Genomic DNA, 17,851 nt, shown 5'->3' on the forward strand with positions numbered 1-17,851 from the left:
CCACCGACCACGGTCGGGCTTTCGCCGTCCGTGGCGCCGCTCGCACGCGGGTCCGTGGATTCAATTATTTGATTACTCTTCCGTAACCCGTTCTGGGCTAACAGGGACCGTAGAAGACCCCGACGCGTTCGTCATCTTCGGAAATCGGATATCTCGTTTCGATAACGGGCCGATCACGTCGCGGTATCCTCGACATTTCCGCAGGTCATTGCGGCGTTTTCCGAAGCGGCGCTCGGACGGAATCACCAAACGAATGGTGAGCCGAATCACCTGCATTTTGTGAGCTGGCGCACGTTTATTTGCCGCGCTGTCGCCGATTGGCCAGCGCTTCAACGGATCCGAACGCACCGGCCGCAAACCGGGATAGGGTACCGCAAATCGTGCGCGCCGCAAGGCGCCCGTTCGCGACCTCGATCAAGGAGACCCGACGGGATCAACTTCTACTGCGCGCCAATATGATTCGATCTAGCCAGCGGACATCGGCGCGAGTTTCCAAGCCGAAACCGCACACCCGTCGTATTGCCGTGCTCGACAACGGTTTTGGTCAATGATGCTCAGCGGCAACGTATTTCGATAGACCGCGACATGCTTGGGGCAAGCGCTCGATACCGCGGACGGCGGTCGCCCAACCGGGCAGCACCGGCCGTTTAAGCGTGCGCGACGCCACAAGTCAATTTTGCCGAAAAGGATTACGCGTCTTCGGCAAAGACTCGTGGAGCGCGCCTCGCGGACACCAACAAACTCAGTGGTGAAATCCTCAAATCAGCACCGCTGCAACAGATCACGACGCCCGGCCGGGAATACGCAGGAGTGGGTCCGTCCCGGTAATGGGGAAATTGCACGACCGTATTCCGGAATGACCGAATAACGACTGCCGTGTTTATGTTGCGGGTGGTCAGCGGCGCCGAATTGCCGAAACGCGGAGACCGCCGGCTCGATCGGCGCGGCGCTTCGCCGTCAGCCGCGGGACTGCGCCAGAGCGAGCAGGTCGCTCTCCGTGTTGACGTTGGCCAGGAAGCGCGACTCCGGCAGCACGATCTGCTGGGCGTCCGAGGCGTCGATCAGGGCACGCATGGAGCGGGCACCGCCGGCCACCAGGCCGTCGATCCGCCCGGCCAGATCGGTGCGGTACACCGCGGCCAGGTAGTGGCTGCGACCGTCCCACGGCAACACGATCTCGGCGTTGGTCTCGGTGGCCAGCTGCACCAGCTCGTCGATCAATTCCGCCGACAACAGCGGCATGTCGACCGCGCAGACGAAGGCATACCGGGCGCCCGCCTCCGCGGCCGCGCGCAGCCCGCGTCCGGTCGCCGGCAGCGGCCCCTGGCCGCGCACCTCGTCGCGGATGACTTGGGCCTGCACCGCGGGCAGCGGTTGGCCCTGCGCGGCCATCACGAAAACCGGTTCGCAGCGCTGCGCGATAACCCCGGCGACGTATTCGAGGAGCGTGGCCGCACCACCGGGGCCGGGCAGGGTGGCCTTGTCGCGGCCCATGCGCCGCGATTCGCCGCCGGCCAGCACGATCCCCGCTAGCGACCCGGCCTTCTTCTCCGTGTCGGGCTTCTGCTCGGCCACGTCAGTCGACGGTCCAGGTGTCGCGCCCGCGCAGCAACGATTGCAGCGCGGCGGAGTCGAACGCCTTCGCCGACTGGGCGGCCTGCACCTGTGCGCGCGCCGCGTCGTCGTAGGTGGGCCGGCTGATGTTGCGGAAGATGCCCAGCACGGTGTGATCGAGGTTCTGGTCCGACAACCGGGACAGGCCGAAGGCGTAGGCCGAGTTGTCGCTGTGCGCGTCGTGCACGACGATCTCGTCGACCGACACGTCGGCCGTCTTGGCCACCTCCAGGCCGAAGCCCGACTTCACCACGCAGTATTCGCCGTTGGCGCCGAACACAATTGGCTCGCCGTGACGGACGTTGATGACCCGCTCCTCGGCGCCCTCCTTGCGCAGGGCGTCGAAGGAGCCGTCGTTGAAGATCGGGCAGTCCTGCAGGATTTCGACCACGGCGGCGCCCCGGTGCCCGGCGGCGGCGCGCAGCACCTCGGTCAGACCGTTGCGGTCGGAGTCCAGCGCGCGGCCGACGAAGGTCGCCTCGGCGCCCAGCGCCAGCGACACGGGGTTGAACGGGTGGTCCAGCGATCCCATCGGGGTCGACTTGGTGACCTTGCCGACCTCCGAGGTCGGCGAATACTGGCCCTTGGTCAGGCCGTAGATCCGGTTGTTGAACAGCAGGATGGTGATGTTGACGTTGCGGCGCAGCGCGTGGATCAGGTGGTTGCCCCCGATCGACAACGCGTCGCCGTCACCCGTGACCACCCACACCGAGAGGTCCTCGCGGGCCAGCGCCAAACCGGTGGCGATGGCCGGTGCGCGGCCGTGGATCGAGTGGAAACCGTAGGTCTCCAGGTAGTACGGGAACCGGCTCGAGCAGCCGATGCCGCTGATGAACACGATGTTCTCGCGGCGCAGGCCCAGGTCGGGCAGGAAGTTGCGGATCGTGTTGAGGATGACGTAGTCGCCGCAGCCCGGGCACCAGCGGACCTCTTGGTCGCTGGTGAAGTCCTTCGACTTCTGCGGCTGGTCCTCCGGAGACAACGTGGGGACCCCGTCGTTTTTGGTCAGTTTCGCGGTCATACCGAGGTCTCTGCCCGCCAGGTTGCCGATCACGTCAGTCACGAGCGCCGCTCCTCCTCATCGCTTCGCTCCGCATCGTCGCGGCGCCCGTCGCGAGCACCGTCCCGTCATCGCTTCGCTCTGCGTTGTTGCCGGTCGGAACCACGGGGCTCATGCGCCGGCTCCAACCGTTGCTGCCGCCATCTTGGCGACCATTGTCTTGTCGTTCTCCACTTCGGCCAGCGTCCCGCCCAGGGCGGCGCGGATGACGCGGCCGATCTCGTCGGCCAGGAAGGCGACACCCTGCACCTTGCTTACCGACTGCACGTCGACCAGGTACTTGCCACGCAGCAGGAACGCCAGCTGGCCCAGGTTCATTTCCGGCGCCACCACCTGCGGGTAGCGGCGCAGCACCTCGCCCAGGTTGGCCGGGAACGGGTTGAGGTAGCGCAAGTGGGCGTGCGCCACCTTGATGCCCTTGCGCCGGGCGCGCCGGCAGGCCTCACCGATCGGGCCGTAGGAGCTGCCCCACCCGATCAGCAGCAGCTCGGCGTCGCCGGTCGGGTCGTCGACCTCCAGGTCGGGCACCGAGATGCCGTCGATCTTGGCCTGCCGCAACCGGACCATGAGGTCGTGGTTGACCGGCTCATAGGAGATGTTGCCCGAGCCGTTCGCCGCTTCCAGCCCGCCGATGCGGTGCTCGAGCCCCGGGGTGCCCGGCACGGCGAATTGCCGGGCCAGCGTCTCCGGGTCCCGCGCGTAGGGCTGGAAAGGCTCGTCCGGCTTGGCGAAGGTGTGCGTGATGCGCGGCAGCGTGCTGACGTCCGGAATGCGCCAGGGCTCGGATCCATTGGCGATCGCCCCGTCGGACAACACGATCACCGGGGTGTGATAGGACACCGCGATGCGCGCCGCCTCCAGCGCGGTCTCGAAGCAGTCCGAGGGCGACCGCGGGGCCAGCACCGCGACCGGTGACTCGCCGTTGCGTCCGAACAACGCCTGCAGCAGGTCGGCCTGCTCGGTCTTGGTGGGCAGCCCGGTCGAGGGCCCGCCGCGCTGCACGTCGACCACGAGCAGCGGCAGCTCGGTCATCACGGCCAGCCCGAGCGCCTCGGACTTCAGCGAAATGCCCGGGCCCGAGGTGGTGGTGACGCCCAGCGCGCCGCCGTACGAGGCGCCGATGGCCGCGCAGATGCCACCGATCTCGTCCTCGGCCTGGAACGTCATGACGTTGAAGTTCTTGTGCTTGGACAGCTCGTGCAGGATGTCCGAGGCGGGGGTGATCGGGTAGCTGCCGAGCAGGACCGGAATGTCGGCCAGCTGGCCGGCGGCCACGATGCCGTACGCCAGCGCGGTGTTGCCGGAGATCTGGCGGTATTCGCCCGACGGCAGGGTCGCCCGCGACACCTCGTAGGTGGTGCCGAAGGCCTCGGTCGTTTCGCCGTAGTTCCAGCCCGCCTTCAGCGCCAGCACGTTGGTCTCGGCGACCTCGGGCTTGCGCGCGAACTTCTCCCGGATGAACTTCTCGCTGGTTTCGATCGGCCGCCCGTACATCCAGGACAGCAGGCCCAGCGCGAACATGTTCTTGGCGCGCTGGCCGTCCTTCTTCGTGGCGCCGATCGCCTCGACGGCCCCGAGCGTCAGCGTGGTCATCGCGACGGAATGCACCACGTAGTCCGACAACTCGTCGGTCTCCAGCGGGTTGGTGACGTAGCCGACCTTGGTCAGGTTGCGCTTGGTGAACTCGTCGGAGTTGGCGATCACCATTCCACCGCGGGGCAGGTCGCCGATATTGGCTTTGAGCGCAGCGGGATTCATCGCGACGAGGACGTCGGGCCGGTCGCCGGCCGTCAGGATGTCGTAGTCGGCGATCTGAATCTGGAAGGACGAGACGCCGGGCAGCGTGCCTGCGGGGGCGCGGATCTCGGCGGGATAGTTGGGCTGGGTGGCCAGGTCGTTACCGAAAAGCGCTGCCTCAGACGTGAACCGGTCACCGGTGAGCTGCATGCCGTCTCCGGAGTCCCCGGCGAAGCGAATGACGACTTGTTCGAGGCGCTGACGGGCAGATCCGTTGGGGGAAGCCCCATTCTGTGAGTCTGATCCGGCTCCGCTGCCGTTCGGATCCACGTCTTTGCCCTCCACTTTGTTCACCGGACAGACGCCGCGCGCAAAACTAGGTTACGCCCGTGAAAGCGACTTTCCGGCCGTCTCGGTTTGATGTCACTGGAAGTATCAATTATGGCACTGATTTGCGGTCGCCATCGCCGGCTCCCAGCCGTCATCTCGGCCGCATCGGGATCCAAAAGACGACGTCAGCGACGTGCTACCGATCAGTAGCACAGCAAACTGTGGCGTTGGTCACGTCGACGCGCGTCGCCCGGCCAGCAAAACACGCCCGGCGATCGGCACGGGACCCCGCCGGGCGGACGGGCGGACTTAGGCGCTCTTGTCGCGACGCTCGGAACGGGACGGCTTGCGCGGCACGATCGTCGGCAGCACGTTGTCCTGGACGGTCTCCTTGGTCACCACGACCTTGGCGACGTCGTCGCGGCTCGGGATGTCATACATCACCGGCAGCAGGACCTCTTCCATGATGGCCCGCAGGCCACGAGCCCCGGTGCCGCGGTGGATCGCCTGGTCGGCGATCGCTTCCAGGGCGTCGTCGGAGAACTCGAGCTCCACGTTGTCCATCTCGAAGAGCCGGGTGTACTGCTTGACCAGCGCGTTCTTCGGCTCGGACAGGATCTTGACCAGCGATTCGCGGTCCAGGTTGGTCACCGAGGCGACCACCGGAAGCCGGCCGATGAACTCGGGGATCAGGCCGAACTTGATCAGGTCCTCGGGCATCACGTCGGAGAAGTGGTCGGTGGTGTCGATCTCGGCCTTGGAGCGCACCTCGGCGCCGAAGCCCAGGCCGCGCTTGCCGACGCGCTCGTAGATGATCTTCTCCAGGCCCGCGAAGGCCCCGGCGACGATGAACAGCACGTTGGTGGTGTCGATTTGGATGAACTCCTGGTGCGGGTGCTTGCGCCCGCCCTGCGGGGGAACCGAGGCCTGGGTGCCTTCCAGGATCTTGAGCAGGGCCTGCTGGACGCCCTCCCCGGAGACGTCGCGGGTGATCGACGGGTTCTCGCTCTTGCGGGCGATCTTGTCGACCTCGTCGATGTAGATGATGCCGGTCTCGGCGCGCTTGACGTCGTAGTCGGCGGCCTGGATCAGCTTGAGCAAGATGTTCTCGACGTCCTCACCGACGTAACCGGCTTCGGTCAGGGCGGTGGCGTCGGCGATGGCGAACGGCACGTTGAGCATCTTGGCGAGCGTCTGGGCCAGGTAGGTCTTGCCGCAACCGGTCGGTCCGAGCATCAGAATGTTGGACTTGGTCAGCTCGACCGGCTCGTGGCGCGAGTCGCGACCCTTTTCACCGGCCTGGATCCGCTTGTAGTGGTTGTAGACGGCGACGGCCAGCGTCCGCTTGGCGGTGTCCTGCCCGATGACGTATCCCTCGAGGAACTCCCGGATCTCGATCGGCTTGGGAAGCTCATCGAGCTTCACGTCGTCAGCGTCGGCGAGCTCCTCTTCGATGATCTCGTTGCAGAGGTCGATGCATTCATCGCAGATGTATACGCCGGGGCCAGCAATAAGCTTCTTGACCTGCTTCTGGCTCTTCCCGCAGAACGAGCACTTCAGCAGGTCACCGCCGTCTCCGATCCGTGCCATGGTGCGTCAGCGCCTACTTCCTGTTCGCCTTGGTCTTGCCTGTCCCCGCATGTATTCACCGACGCTACCCGTTTGTTCGGGCCCGACGCGACCATAAGGGCCGAATCGCGTCAGTGGTATTCATGCCTGTTCCGTATGGATGAAACATATAGCCAGACGGTGCCCGTCATTCGCGAAAGGCGCGCTTTGCGTGTCTTTGGCGTGTCGCGGTCGTGATGCGACCGAGGCTGACTGCCCTCCGACCTTGCTTCGGTGTGGAGGTGCCAACCCAACGCCAACATTCACGCGAGGCCTGGGTGGACCCCCAGGAATTCACCCTACAGTGGCGAGGTGGGTTTGGCGGGGGGCTTTGCATGGCCCGGCGGATCCGTGTTGCTCGACGGCGGCCTGGCCACCGAGCTCGAAGCGCGCGGCCACGACCTGTCCGACCCGCTGTGGTCGGCCGGGCTGCTCGCGGACGCCCCGCGGGACATCGCCGCCGTGCACGCCGCCTACTTTCGCGCCGGGGCGAGGATCGCGACGACGGCCAGCTACCAGGGGTCGTTCGAGGGGTTCGCCGCCCGCGGGTTCGATCGCCGGGAGACCGCCGGGCTGCTGCGCCGCAGTGTGGAGCTCGCCCAGGCGGCGCGCGACGAAGCCGGCGGCGCTGGGCTGCTCGTCGCCGCGTCGATCGGACCGTACGGCGCGGCGCTGGCCGACGGATCGGAGTACCGCGGACGCTACGGCCTGTCGGTTGCGGCCCTGGCGCGATGGCATCGGCCGCGGCTGGAAATACTGGCCGACGCCGGCGCGGACCTGCTGGCGTGCGAAACCGTGCCCGACGTCGACGAGGCGCAGGCCCTGGTCGAGCTGGTGCGCTCGGTCGGGAAGCCGGCCTGGCTGAGCTACACCATCGACGGTGACCGGACCCGCGCCGGGCAGCCGCTGGCCGACGCGTTCGCGGTGGCCGCCGGCGTCGACGAGATCGTCGCAATCGGGGTGAACTGCTGCGCGCCCGGCGACGTGTTGCCGGCGATCGCGCGCGCCGCGGCCGTCGGGAAGCCCGTCATCGCCTACCCGAACAGCGGCGAACGCTGGGATGGGTTGCGGCACACCTGGATCGGGCCGTCGCGGTTCAGCGCGCAACTGGCGAAGCAGTGGACCGCGGCCGGGGCGCGCATCGTCGGCGGATGCTGCCGGGTCGGGCCCGCAGAGATCGCCGAGATCCGCCGAGCGTGCAATCAGGGCGAAAAATCAGCGGAAAATTCGCCGTGAGTGCTCCCCCGCACGCGGGAGGTGCCCCCAGTTCGGCGATGCGTTACGCCGTCTGCGCCGAAAGCTTCCGGTACTCCAGCACGGTGTCGATGATCCCGTAGTCCTTGGCCTCTTCGGCGGTCAGGATCTTGTCCCGGTCGGTGTCCTTGCGGACCGTCGCGGCGTCCTTGCCGGTGTGGCGGGCCAGCGTGGTCTCCATCAGCGTGCGCATCCGCTCGATCTCGGCGGCCTGGATCTCCAGATCGGAGAACTGCCCCTGGATCACGCCCTGCAGCGAGGGCTGGTGGATGAGCACCCGGGCGTTGGGCAGCGCCATCCGCTTGCCCGGCGTCCCGGCGGCCAGCAACACCGCCGCCGCCGAGGCGGCCTGACCCAGGCACACCGTCTGGATGTCGGCGCGCACGTACTGCATGGTGTCGTAAATCGCCATCAGCGAGGTGAATCCGCCACCGGGCGAGTTGATGTACATGGTGATGTCGCGGTCGGGGTCCAGCGACTCGAGGACCAGCAGCTGGGCCATGATGTCGTTCGCCGACGCGTCGTCGACCTGCACGCCGAGGAAGATGATGCGCTCCTCGAACAGCTTGTTATACGGGTTCGACTCCTTGACACCGAAGCTGGAGTGCTCGATGAACGAGGGCAGGATGTAGCGCGCCTGGGGCTGGGTTTCGGGGTTCACTGGGCTTCTCCATTGGTGATGTGGGCGGCGCGGGTGATGATGTGGTCGACGAAGCCGTATTCCAGGGCTTCCTGCGCGGTGAACCAGCGGTCGCGATCGGAATCCGCCTCGATGCGCTCGATCGACTGGCCGGTGAATTCCGCGTTGAGCCGGAACATCTCCTTCTTGATGACCGTGAACTGCTCGGCCTGGATGGCGATGTCGGCCGCGCTTCCGGTCACCCCGCCGAGCGGCTGGTGCATCAGGATGCGGGCGTGCGGCAGCGCGTACCGCTTGCCCTTGGTGCCGGCGGCCAACAAGAACTCGCCCATCGAGGCGGCCATGCCCATCGCGTAGGTGGCGATGTCGCACGGCGCCAGCACCATGGTGTCGTAGATCGCCATCCCGGCGCTGATCGATCCGCCGGGCGAGTTGATGTAGAGCGAAATGTCCTTGGTGGCGTCCTCGGCGGCGAGCAGCAGAATCTGCGCGCAGAGCCGATTGGCGATTTCGTCGCTCACCTCCGAACCCAGGAAGATGATGCGCTCGGACAGCAAGCGCTCATAGACCGAGTCCGTGAGGTTGAGACCCTGCGAGTTTGAACGCATGTCAGTCACGACTGGGTTACCTGCTTTCTCGAGATCCGTATTCACGACACTAACCAACCGAACCCGCCGTTTCGCGGCCACGCACCCGCGTTCGCTCACAGCGTCATGGCGCGGTCACTCCCCGGCGTCAGCCTCCGTGGATTCGCCGGCCTCGTCCGAGTCCTCTTCGGCGGCGGCGTTCGATTCGTCGGCCTCGGCTCGCTTGCCGAAGAATTCACTGGTGTCGATGGCGTTTCCGGCGGTATCGGTCACGGTCGCCGCCCGGATCACCTCGGCGATGGCCAGCGACCGGCGCACATCGGCGAACATGGCCGGCAGCTGGTTGTTCTCCTGCAGGTACGCCACCAGCTGCTGGGGTTCGATGCCGTATTGCCGCGACGTCGCCACCAGGCGCTCGGTCAGGTCCTCCTGGCCCACCTGGACCTCCAGGTCGTCGGCCAGGGCGTCCAGCAGCAGCTGCCGCTTGACGTCCGTCTCGGCGGCCGTCCGCGTCTCGGTCTCGAACTCCTCGCGTGACTTGCCCTGCTGGGCCAGCACCTCTTCGAGCTTGGACTCGTCGTGGTCGAGGCTGTGCAGGGCGTTGTGCAGGGCGCTGTCGACCTGTGCCTTCACGATGGCCTCCGGCAGCGGCACCTCGACCTGCTCGAGCAGCGTGTCCAGGGCGGCCTCGCGGATGTTCTCGGCTTGCTGCGCGCGCTTGGTCCGGCCGACCTGCTCGCGCAGGTTGGCCTTCAGCTCCTCGATGGTGTCGAACTCGCTGGCCAATTGCGCGAACTCGTCATCGGGCTCGGGCAGCTCGCGTTCCTTGATCGACTTGACCGTGACGGTCACCTGCGCGTCCTTGCCCGCGTGCTCGCCGGTCGCCAGCTGCGCGGTGAACTCCTTGGACTCGTCGACGGACAAACCGACCAGCGCCTCGTCCAGGCCCGCGATGAGCCGGCCCGAGCCGACCTCGTGGGACAGGCCCTGCGCGGCGGCGCCCGGAATCTCTTCGCCGTCGATGGTGGCCGACAAGTCGATCGAGACGAAGTCGCCGTCGGCGACAGGGCGGTCCACTCCGGTCAGGGTGCCGAATCGGGCACGCAGCGACTGCAGTTCGGCGTCCACGTCCTCGTCGCTGACCTCGATCGGGTCCACCGAGACCTTCAGCGCGCCCGGGTCCGGCAGGGTCAGCTTGGGGCGGACGTCGACCTCGGCGGTGAAGGCCAGCTCCTCGCCGTACTCCTTCTTGGTGACCTCGATCTCGGGCTGGCCCAGCGGATGCACCTCGGATTCGGCGACGGCCTGCCCGTACCGCGCGGGCAGCGCCTCGGTGACGACCTGATCGAGCATCGCCTCACGGCCGAAGCGCGCCTCCAGCAACTTCGCCGGCGCCTTGCCCGGCCGGAACCCGGGCAGGCGCACCTGGCGGGCCAGCTCCTTGTAGGCGCGCTGGAAGTCGGGTTCGAGTTCCGAGAAAGGGACCTCCACGTTGATGCGCACCCGGGTGGGGCTCAACTGCTCGACGGTGCTCTTCACGGGTGTGCTCCTCAGTGCTCGTTCTTTGCTCGTTGTTGCGGTCGGTGGGTCGTGCGCACGGCACGGGGGCCGGTCGTGCTGGTCGGGGTGACAGGATTTGAACCTGCGGCCTTCCGCTCCCAAAGCGGATGCGCTACCAAGCTGCGCTACACCCCGCGCTGACCTCGATGATCCTAAGGCCCCTCAACACCGGGTTGGCCGCGGGCTTCGCAGCGACGTGGCAGACCTCACGGAGCGATCACAAAACCGAGTCGATTAGATTTGATCTTCGTCGCCAGCTACAGTCACGCTCGACTAAATACATGCGGGCGTAGCTCAATGGTAGAGCCCTAGTCTTCCAAACTAGCTACGCGGGTTCGATTCCCGTCGCCCGCTCGGGCTAACTATCTGCTCGACGGAAAGGCGCCATGAGCGACCTGAAGACCGACGCGACAATCCACGGATCATGCGCGTCGGACTTTGCCGGAGTTCGGGACGCGTTCGAGCGCAATTTCACGCTGGGTGACGATGTCGGCGCCGCCGTCGCGGTGTGGGTGGACGGGTCCCTGGTGGTCAACCTGTGGGGTGGCTGGGCCGACGGGGCCCGCACCCGGCCGTGGCGGCAGAACACCCTCACCACCGTGTTGTCCGGCACCAAAGGCCTGTCGGCCACCTGCGTGCACCAGCTCGCCGACCGCGGCGAGCTGGATCTGCAGGCCCCGGTCGCCCACTACTGGCCCGAGTTCGCCCAGGCGGGCAAACAAGACATCACGCTGGCGATGGTGATGAGCCACCGCTCCGGGGTGATCGGCCCGCGTACCCGGATGCGCTGGGAGCAGGTTGCCGACTGGGACTACGTCTGCGAGCAGCTGGCCGCCGCCGAGCCGTGGTGGGAGCCGGGCACCGCACAGGGCTACCACATGACGACCTTCGGCTTCATCATGGGCGAGGTGTTCCGCCGGGTGACGGGCCGCACCATCGGCCAATACCTGCGCACCGAGATCGCCGAACCGTTGGGCGCCGACGTGCACATCGGGCTGCCGCTGAACGAGCAGCACCGCTGCGCCGAGCGGGTCAACAAGCCGCACGCCCGTGACCTGCTGGCCGACGCGAAGGCCCCCGGCTACCCGACCAGCCTGGCCGAACACCCCAAGGCGGGGCTGTCCATCTCGATGGGGTTCGCGCCCGACGACGAGCTCGGCTCGCACGACCTGAACCTGTGGCGCGAACTCGAGTTCCCCGGCACCAACGGGCAGGTCTCGGCGCTGGGATTGGCGACGTTCTACAACGCGCTTGCCCAGGAGAAGGTGCTCAGCCGCGAGCACATGGACCTGGTGCGGGTCTGCCAGGGCGGGCTGGACACCGACCTGGTGCTGGGCCCGCGGGTCGCCGATCACGGCTGGGGCCTGGGCTACATGCTCAACCAGCGCTGCGTCAACGGACCCAACCCCCGGATCTTCGGTCACGGCGGGCTGGGCGGCTCGTTCGGGTTCGTCGACCTGGAGCACCGCATCGGCTATGCGTATGTGGCCAATCACTTCGACCCGACCAAGGCGAACGCGGACCCGCGCAGCCTGGTCCTGTCCAACGAGGTCTACTCCGTGCTGGGAGTCATCTAGCGCTGCAACGCGAACGCGCCCTGCCGGATACCGGCAGGGCGCGTTCGTCGCGTGGTTTATCGGATCAGGGGTGCCAGCCGGGGGGCGGCGGGCCGCCCGGACCCCACGGGCCACCCGGGTGAGGCGGCGGTCCACCCGGCCGCCGGGACCCCACGGGCCACCCGGGCCCCGGGCCCGCCGGGGCCCCAGCCTTCGCGGTGCCAGTCATGGCAGTTGTTCCAGTCCCAGTTGTTGCCCCAGCCCGGGTCCCACCACTCACCCGGGCACCATTGCGGGAAGGGGCCGGGGTGGGCCTGCGCCTCGGTTGCGACGCCCAAGCCCGCCAAACCCAGCCCGCCGATTGCGAGAGCCGTTGCGGCCAAACGTGGAAGAGTTTTCACGGAACGCTTTATACCCGAATTGATGCTTTGGCTAAACAATTGCCGTCGGTGCCGTGGGCCGGCCGGTTCACTTCTGGCAGGTCGGGCACCAGAAGACGTTTCTGCCCTCCAGCACCGCGGTGCGGATCGGGTCGCCGGACACCCGGCAGGGCTCGCCGGTGCGCCGGTAGACGTAGGTGCGGGGCCGGTCCGGCCGGTAGGACGGCGCGCCGTGGTCGTGTTCGGGCCGCACCACGATGATCTTGCCGCGGCGCAACCCGACCTTCATCAGGGCGACCAGATCGGTCCAGGCGGCGTCGAACTCGTCCTCGCCGACGTCGCGTCCAGGCCGGAACGGGTCGATCCCGTGCCGGAACAGCAACTCGCTGCGGTACACGTTGCCCACGCCGGCCATCACCGTCTGATCCATCAGGAGTGCACCAATTGTCCTGCGTGACTTGGCAATCCGCTTCCACGCCCAGGACGGATCGGCATCGCCGCGCAACGGGTCGGGGCCCAGCCTGGCCAGAACGTCGCTGACCTGACCCTCGTCGATGACCTCGCAGACCGTCGGGCCGCGCAGGTCGGTGCCGTAGCCAGCGCCGATCATGCGCATCCGTACCTGCCCGATCGCCTCCGGAAACAGCCCGTCGCCGGGACGCTCCCATTCGGTGAAGGCGCCGTAGAGCCCCAGGTGCACGTGCACGATCGGGCCGCCGGCGTAGTGGTGGAACAGGTGTTTGCCCCAGGCGCTGGTGCGCTGCAGCACCCGGCCGTCGACCACCGCGGCCGAATCAGCGAAGCGGCCCTGCGGGCTGGACACCGCGACGGGGGCGCCGGCGTACCGGCGCTGGTGCAGCCGGGCCAGCCGGTGCAGGGTATGCCCTTCGGGCACGCGCAGACCTTTCCGGCGTCAACCCGCGGCGCCGGGCACCGGCGGGGCTTGGTGGGTGCGTTCGTATTCGGCGAGTATGTCGATACGCCGTTGGTGGCGTTCGGCTTTCGACCACGGCGTGGTCAAGAACGCGTCAACGATGGCCAGCGCCTCGGCCACCGTGTGCATGCGACCGCCGATGCCGATCAGTTGGGCGTTGTTGTGCTCGCGGGCCAGCGACGCCGTTTCGACGCTCCAGGCCAGCGCGCAGCGGGCGCCGGGCACCTTGTTGGCGGCGATCTGCTCGCCGTTGCCCGACCCGCCGAGCACGATGCCCAGGCTGTCCGGGTCGGCCACCGTGCGGGTCGCGGCGGCGATGCAGAAGGCGGGGTAATCGTCTTCGGCGTCGTAGCTGAAGGCGCCGCAATCGATCGGCTCGTGCCCGGATTTCGTAAGGTGGTCGATGATCTGCTGCTTGAGCTCGAATCCGGCGTGGTCAGAGCCGAGGTAGACGCGCATGACCGCAATCCTTACACAGCCACCCGCCGAGCCGGCGGCGGCGATCGCCGTGCATCGCCGCCGAACCGGCCCAGGCGATCGCAGCGGGTCGCCGGCCGATCGCTCTAGTCGAATTCGGGCTTCTCGGTGCGGCTGCGCTTGAGCTCGAAGAAGTGCGGGTAGGACGCGAACGTGACGGAGGCGTCCCACAGCTTGCCCGCTTCCTCACCACGCGGAATCTTGGAGAGCACCGGCCCGAAGAACGCCACGTTGTTGACGTGGATGGTCGGCGTGCCGACGTCGTCGCCCACCGCGTCCATCCCGGCGTGGTGGCTCTTGCGCAGCGCCTCGTCGTACTCCTCGCTGGTCGCGGCCTCCGCCAACTCGGCCGGCAGGCCGACGTCGTCGAGCGCCAGTTTGATCACGTCATCCAGATCCTTGTTGCCCTCGTTGTGAATCCGGGTGCCCATCGCGGTGTACAGCGGCGCGAGCACCTCGGCGCCGTGGGCTTGCTCGGCGGCGATCGCCACGCGCACCGGCCCGAAGGCCTTCGACAACCGTTCCCGGTACTCGTCGGGCAGGCCCTCGCGGTTTTCGTTGAGCACCGCCAGGCTCATCACGTGGAAGTTCACCTCGATGTCGCGCACCTTTTCCACCTCGAGGATCCAGCGCGAGGTGATCCACGCCCACGGGCACAGCGGATCGAACCAGAAATCGGCCTTGTTCTTCGCGGCGGCGGTGTCAGGCATGACGGATCCTCTCGTGAAGTGAAAAGTCTGATCTGCACAACCGTAGGCGTCTGCATCCTGTTCCCGGTTTGCCCGACCCGTAAGTTGGACACGTGGCTCTCCCGAATCTCACCCGCGAACAAGCCGTCGAGCGCGCCGCGCTGATCACGGTCGCCGGCTATCAGATCGACCTCGACGTCACCGACGGCTCCGGCGGTCCCGGCGAACGGACCTTCCGCTCCATCACCACCGTGGTATTCGACTCGCTGGCCGGCGCCGACTCGGTCATCGACATCGCCGCCGACACCATCCGCGGCGCCACGCTCAACGGGCGCGATCTGGACGTCTCCGGGTACGACGAGTCGACGGGCATCCCCCTGCGCGGGCTGGCCGACCGCAACGTCGTCGTCATCGACGCGGACTGCCTCTACTCCAACACCGGTGAGGGTCTGCATCGGTTCGTCGACCCGGTCGACAACGAGACCTACCTGTACTCGCAGTTCGAAACCGCCGACGCCAAGCGCATGTTCGCCTGCTTCGACCAGCCCGACATGAAGGCGACCTTCGACGTGCGGGTGACCGCGCCCGCACACTGGAAGGTGGTCTCCAACGGCGCGACGGTGTCGGTGAACGACGGACTGCACACCTTCGCCACCACGCCGCGGATGAGCACCTATCTGGTCGCCTTGATCGCCGGCCCCTACGCCGAGTGGAACGACTCCTACACCGACGAGCACGGCGAGATCCCGCTGGGCATCTTCTGCCGGTCCTCGCTGGCCCAACACATGGACGCCGAGCGGCTGTTCACCCAGACCAAGCAGGGATTCGGCTTCTACCACAAGAACTTCGGCATGCCCTACGCGTTCGGGAAATACGACCAGCTGTTCGTCCCCGAATTCAACGCCGGCGCAATGGAAAACGCGGGCGCGGTGACGTTCCTCGAGGACTACGTGTTTCGCAGCAAGGTCACCCGGGCTTCCTATGAGCGGCGCGCCGAGACCGTGCTGCACGAGATGGCGCACATGTGGTTCGGCGACCTGGTCACCATGACCTGGTGGGACGACCTGTGGCTCAACGAGTCGTTCGCGACCTTCGCTTCGGTGTTATGCCAAAGCGAGGCAACGGAATTCACCGAGGCCTGGACGACATTCGCGACGGTCGAGAAATCGTGGGCATACCGCCAGGACCAGCTGCCGTCGACGCATCCGATCGCCGCCGACATCCCCGACCTCGAAGCGGTCGAGGTGAACTTCGACGGCATCACCTACGCCAAGGGCGCCTCGGTGCTCAAGCAGCTCGTCGCCTACGTCGGGTTGGAACACTTCCTGGCCGGGCTGCGGGATTACTTCCGCGCCCACGCCTTCGGCAACGCCACGTTCGACGATCTGGTCGCCGCGCTGGAGAAGGCGTCGGGACGTGACTTGTCCGACTGGGGTCAGCAGTGGCTGAAAACGACCGGGCTGAACACGCTTCGGCCGGAGTTCGACGTCGACGGCCCGGGCGCCGGGGGCAAGTTCACCCGGTTCGCGGTGACCCAGAGTGGCGCCGCACCGGGGGGCGGCGAGACCCGGGTGCACCGGCTGGCGGTCGGGATCTACGACGATGACGGAAACGGAAAGCTGGTGCGGGTGCACCGCGAGGAACTCGACGTCGAAGGTCCGGTCACGGAAGTCCCTGCGCTGGTTGGTGTTTCCCGGGGACAGCTGGTCCTGGTCAACGACGACGACCTGACGTATTGCTCGTTGCGGCTGGACGCCGAGTCGTTGCGCACCGCGCTGGAGCGCATCGCCGACATCGCCGAGCCGCTGCCACGGTCGCTGGTCTGGTCGGCCGCCTGGGAGATGACGCGCGAGGCCGAGTTGCGGGCCCGCGACTTCGTGGCCCTGGTGGCCGGCGGCGTGCACGCGGAATCCGAGGTCGGGGTGGCGCAGCGGCTGCTGCTGCAGGCGCAGACGGCGCTGACATCGTACGCCGAGCAGGGCTGGGCACGCGAGCACGGCTGGCCGCAGTTCGCCGACCGGCTGCTGGAGTTGGCGCGCGGCGCGCAGCCCGGCTCGGATCACCAGCTCGCCTTCGTCAACACGCTGTGCTCGTCGGTGCTGTCGACCGGCCATATCGAAACGCTGGCGGACCTGCTGGACCGCGACCCCGCCGAGCTGGGGCTGCCTGGCCTCGAGGTCGACACGGACCTGCGCTGGCGGATCGTCACGGCGCTGGCGACCGCGGGCAGCGTGGACGCCGACGGGCCCGCGACGCCGTTCATCGACGCCGAGATCGCGCGCGACCCGACCGCGGCCGGCAAGCGCCACGGCGCCCAGGCCGCGACGGCCCGACCCCAGCTGGCGGTCAAGGAGGCGGCCTGGACGACGGTGGTCGAGGACGACACCCTGGCCAACATCACCGCCCGCTCGATCATCGCGGGCATCGCCCCGCCCGGGCAGGCCGAGTTGCTCAAGCCGTTCACCGCGCGCTATTTCGAGGCGATCGCCGGGGTCTGGGCGCGCCGGTCGAGCGAGGTGGCCCAGACGGTGGTGATCGGCCTCTACCCGCACTGGGACATCAGCGACGACGGCGTCGCCGCGGCGGACAGGTTCCTGTCCGACCCGGAGGTGCCGGCCGCGCTGCGCCGCCTGGTGCTCGAGGGCCAGGCGGGAGTGAAGCGGTCGTTGCGCGCGCGCCGATTCGACGCCGAGGGCTGAGCCCCCGCGACAAGCGAGCCCCGATGGTCAGGCGGGCGAAATCCCCGCGCTCAGCACGCGAATCGCGCTGACCAGTCCGTCGACCAGGTCGCCGCGCTCGAATGCCGAGGACGCGGCCGCCACACCCAGCGGAGCGGCCGACTCGGCGCCGCGGCCGCGAACCTGCGTGCCGTAGACCACCTCGATGACCTTCTGGTCGGGTGAGACGGCCAGCAGCACCGCGTTGTCCGGCGTCGGCACGTCGGCCAGGATCTCGCGGGCCCGCGCGGCGGTGTCGCTGCCCAAATCGCCCAGGTAGATCGCGAAGCGCGTCTTGGACGCCCGGGAGCCGAACTTCAGCGCGTCGTCGATGGCGACCAGGTCCTTGGTCGAGAAGGGGAAATGCACGGACAGCTCGCCGGGCTCGGTGACGCCCGAGATCCGCCCGCTGGTGGTGATGACCGTTCCGGGCGGCAGCTCGGTGGGTTCCTTCGTCGCTACCTCACCACGTGCCACTGGCGCCACCTCCGACTGAGAATTCCGACGTGCCGTGCCCACCGTGGGCGTGCCCCACCTCTTCACCGGTGGCGGCCCACAGGATCGGCGGATGCGTCCACTTCTCGCCCAGCTTGTAGGCCGCGGGGTGCGGCCCCTTGTGCGACCAGATCAGCACCGACAGCACAGCTACCAGCAACAGCGGTATTCCGACGATGAACAGATGGACATGCATAGGACTCACGACGCAAA

General features: G+C 67.5%; 16 protein-coding genes and 2 tRNA genes. 4 read left to right on the plus strand and 14 right to left on the minus strand.

Annotated features, from left to right (window positions below; translation table 11 throughout):
- Positions 1 to 957: 957 nt before the first annotated feature.
- The 4 genes from mobA to clpX all read right to left on the minus strand — a co-directional run bounded on the left by mobA (position 958) and on the right by clpX (position 6,331).
- Positions 958 to 1,575: a molybdenum cofactor guanylyltransferase gene (gene mobA, locus B9D87_RS11230; RefSeq protein ID WP_007774158.1), complete on the minus strand. Its 618-nt coding sequence runs from the start codon at positions 1,573 to 1,575 to the stop codon at positions 958 to 960.
- A 1-nt stretch (position 1,576) separates the two neighbouring features.
- Complete coding sequence (locus tag B9D87_RS11235; RefSeq protein WP_238553477.1) at positions 1,577 to 2,635, minus strand: 2-oxoacid:ferredoxin oxidoreductase subunit beta; 1,059 nt, start codon at positions 2,633 to 2,635, stop codon at positions 1,577 to 1,579.
- Positions 2,636 to 2,785: 150 nt separating this feature from the next.
- Positions 2,786 to 4,741: a 2-oxoacid:acceptor oxidoreductase subunit alpha gene (locus B9D87_RS11240; protein ID WP_085977867.1), complete on the minus strand. Its 1,956-nt coding sequence runs from the start codon at positions 4,739 to 4,741 to the stop codon at positions 2,786 to 2,788.
- Between the two features lie 309 nt (positions 4,742 to 5,050).
- Entirely contained in the window at positions 5,051 to 6,331 is a 1,281-nt protein-coding gene (gene clpX, locus B9D87_RS11245; RefSeq protein WP_007774153.1) for an ATP-dependent Clp protease ATP-binding subunit ClpX, read from the minus strand.
- Between the two features lie 330 nt (positions 6,332 to 6,661).
- Between clpX and mmuM the strand changes: the two genes are divergently transcribed.
- The gene (gene mmuM / locus B9D87_RS11250) at positions 6,662 to 7,585 is read left to right on the plus strand and encodes a homocysteine S-methyltransferase (RefSeq protein ID WP_238553474.1); all 924 of its coding nucleotides are present in this window, start codon (positions 6,662 to 6,664) and stop codon (positions 7,583 to 7,585) included.
- A 43-nt stretch (positions 7,586 to 7,628) separates the two neighbouring features.
- Here mmuM and clpP2 read toward each other — a convergent pair whose 3' ends face one another.
- The 4 genes from clpP2 to B9D87_RS11270 all read right to left on the minus strand — a co-directional run bounded on the left by clpP2 (position 7,629) and on the right by B9D87_RS11270 (position 10,525).
- The gene (clpP2, locus tag B9D87_RS11255) at positions 7,629 to 8,264 is read right to left on the minus strand and encodes an ATP-dependent CLP protease proteolytic subunit ClpP2 (RefSeq protein WP_007774151.1); all 636 of its coding nucleotides are present in this window, start codon (positions 8,262 to 8,264) and stop codon (positions 7,629 to 7,631) included.
- Positions 8,261 to 8,851, minus strand: a complete 591-nt coding sequence (clpP1, locus tag B9D87_RS11260) for an ATP-dependent CLP protease proteolytic subunit ClpP1 (protein ID WP_007774150.1) — start codon at positions 8,849 to 8,851, stop codon at positions 8,261 to 8,263. Before clpP1 ends, clpP2 begins: the two co-directional genes overlap by 4 nt.
- Positions 8,852 to 8,965: 114 nt before the next feature.
- Entirely contained in the window at positions 8,966 to 10,369 is a 1,404-nt protein-coding gene (gene tig, locus B9D87_RS11265) for a trigger factor (protein ID WP_007774149.1), read from the minus strand.
- A 79-nt stretch (positions 10,370 to 10,448) separates the two neighbouring features.
- A tRNA-Pro gene (locus B9D87_RS11270) sits at positions 10,449 to 10,525 on the minus strand.
- Between the two features lie 148 nt (positions 10,526 to 10,673).
- Here B9D87_RS11270 and B9D87_RS11275 point away from each other — a divergent pair.
- Positions 10,674 to 10,744, plus strand: a tRNA-Gly gene (locus B9D87_RS11275).
- Positions 10,745 to 10,776: 32 nt separating this feature from the next.
- On the plus strand, positions 10,777 to 11,967 hold the full coding sequence (locus B9D87_RS11280; RefSeq protein WP_007774148.1) for a serine hydrolase domain-containing protein: 1,191 nt from the start codon (positions 10,777 to 10,779) through the stop codon (positions 11,965 to 11,967).
- 56 nt (positions 11,968 to 12,023) lie between these two features.
- Here the strand turns inward: B9D87_RS11280 and B9D87_RS11285 are convergent, their stop codons facing one another.
- From B9D87_RS11285 to B9D87_RS11300, 4 genes are all read right to left on the minus strand, one after another.
- The gene (locus tag B9D87_RS11285; protein WP_254425563.1) at positions 12,024 to 12,329 is read right to left on the minus strand and encodes an Mtp family mycobacterial-type pilin; all 306 of its coding nucleotides are present in this window, start codon (positions 12,327 to 12,329) and stop codon (positions 12,024 to 12,026) included.
- Positions 12,330 to 12,414: 85 nt separating this feature from the next.
- On the minus strand, positions 12,415 to 13,221 hold the full coding sequence (locus B9D87_RS11290) for an Fpg/Nei family DNA glycosylase (protein ID WP_007774142.1): 807 nt from the start codon (positions 13,219 to 13,221) through the stop codon (positions 12,415 to 12,417).
- Positions 13,222 to 13,239: 18 nt separating this feature from the next.
- Entirely contained in the window at positions 13,240 to 13,719 is a 480-nt protein-coding gene (locus B9D87_RS11295) for a ribose-5-phosphate isomerase (RefSeq protein ID WP_007774141.1), read from the minus strand.
- Positions 13,720 to 13,823: 104 nt separating this feature from the next.
- A complete protein-coding gene (locus B9D87_RS11300; RefSeq protein ID WP_007774140.1) occupies positions 13,824 to 14,447 on the minus strand; it encodes a mycothiol-dependent nitroreductase Rv2466c family protein in 624 nt (207 codons plus the stop codon).
- A gap of 92 nt (positions 14,448 to 14,539) precedes the next feature.
- On the opposite strand from B9D87_RS11300, the gene pepN reads away from it, so the two are divergent.
- On the plus strand, positions 14,540 to 17,125 hold the full coding sequence (pepN, locus tag B9D87_RS11305) for an aminopeptidase N (protein WP_007774133.1): 2,586 nt from the start codon (positions 14,540 to 14,542) through the stop codon (positions 17,123 to 17,125).
- A 27-nt stretch (positions 17,126 to 17,152) separates the two neighbouring features.
- Here pepN and B9D87_RS11310 read toward each other — a convergent pair whose 3' ends face one another.
- Both B9D87_RS11310 and ctaJ read right to left on the minus strand, forming a co-directional pair.
- Complete coding sequence (locus B9D87_RS11310; RefSeq protein ID WP_007774132.1) at positions 17,153 to 17,620, minus strand: DUF5130 domain-containing protein; 468 nt, start codon at positions 17,618 to 17,620, stop codon at positions 17,153 to 17,155.
- Entirely contained in the window at positions 17,607 to 17,834 is a 228-nt protein-coding gene (gene ctaJ / locus B9D87_RS11315) for an aa3-type cytochrome oxidase subunit CtaJ (protein WP_007774131.1), read from the minus strand. The genes B9D87_RS11310 and ctaJ overlap by 14 nt, the downstream gene beginning before the upstream one ends.
- Positions 17,835 to 17,851 lie beyond the last annotated feature (17 nt).

Origin of the sequence: Mycobacterium colombiense CECT 3035, from assembly GCF_002105755.1 — a bacterium.
Taxonomy (GTDB): Bacteria; Actinomycetota; Actinomycetes; order Mycobacteriales; family Mycobacteriaceae; genus Mycobacterium; species Mycobacterium colombiense.

What these genes read in the sequence shown, in the direction of transcription:
- B9D87_RS11235 (WP_238553477.1), bottom strand. Translation starts at nt 2,635, where the DNA reads ATGACCGCGAAACTGACCAAAAACGACGGGGTCCCCACGTTGTCTCCG.
- clpX (WP_007774153.1), bottom strand. Translation starts at nt 6,331, where the DNA reads ATGGCACGGATCGGAGACGGCGGTGACCTGCTGAAGTGCTCGTTCTGC.
- clpP1 (WP_007774150.1), bottom strand. Translation starts at nt 8,851, where the DNA reads ATGCGTTCAAACTCGCAGGGTCTCAACCTCACGGACTCGGTCTATGAG.
- B9D87_RS11280 (WP_007774148.1), top strand. Translation starts at nt 10,777, where the DNA reads ATGAGCGACCTGAAGACCGACGCGACAATCCACGGATCATGCGCGTCG.
- B9D87_RS11295 (WP_007774141.1), bottom strand. Translation starts at nt 13,719, where the DNA reads ATGCGCGTCTACCTCGGCTCTGACCACGCCGGATTCGAGCTCAAGCAG.
- B9D87_RS11300 (WP_007774140.1), bottom strand. Translation starts at nt 14,447, where the DNA reads ATGCCTGACACCGCCGCCGCGAAGAACAAGGCCGATTTCTGGTTCGAT.
- ctaJ (WP_007774131.1), bottom strand. Translation starts at nt 17,834, where the DNA reads ATGCATGTCCATCTGTTCATCGTCGGAATACCGCTGTTGCTGGTAGCT.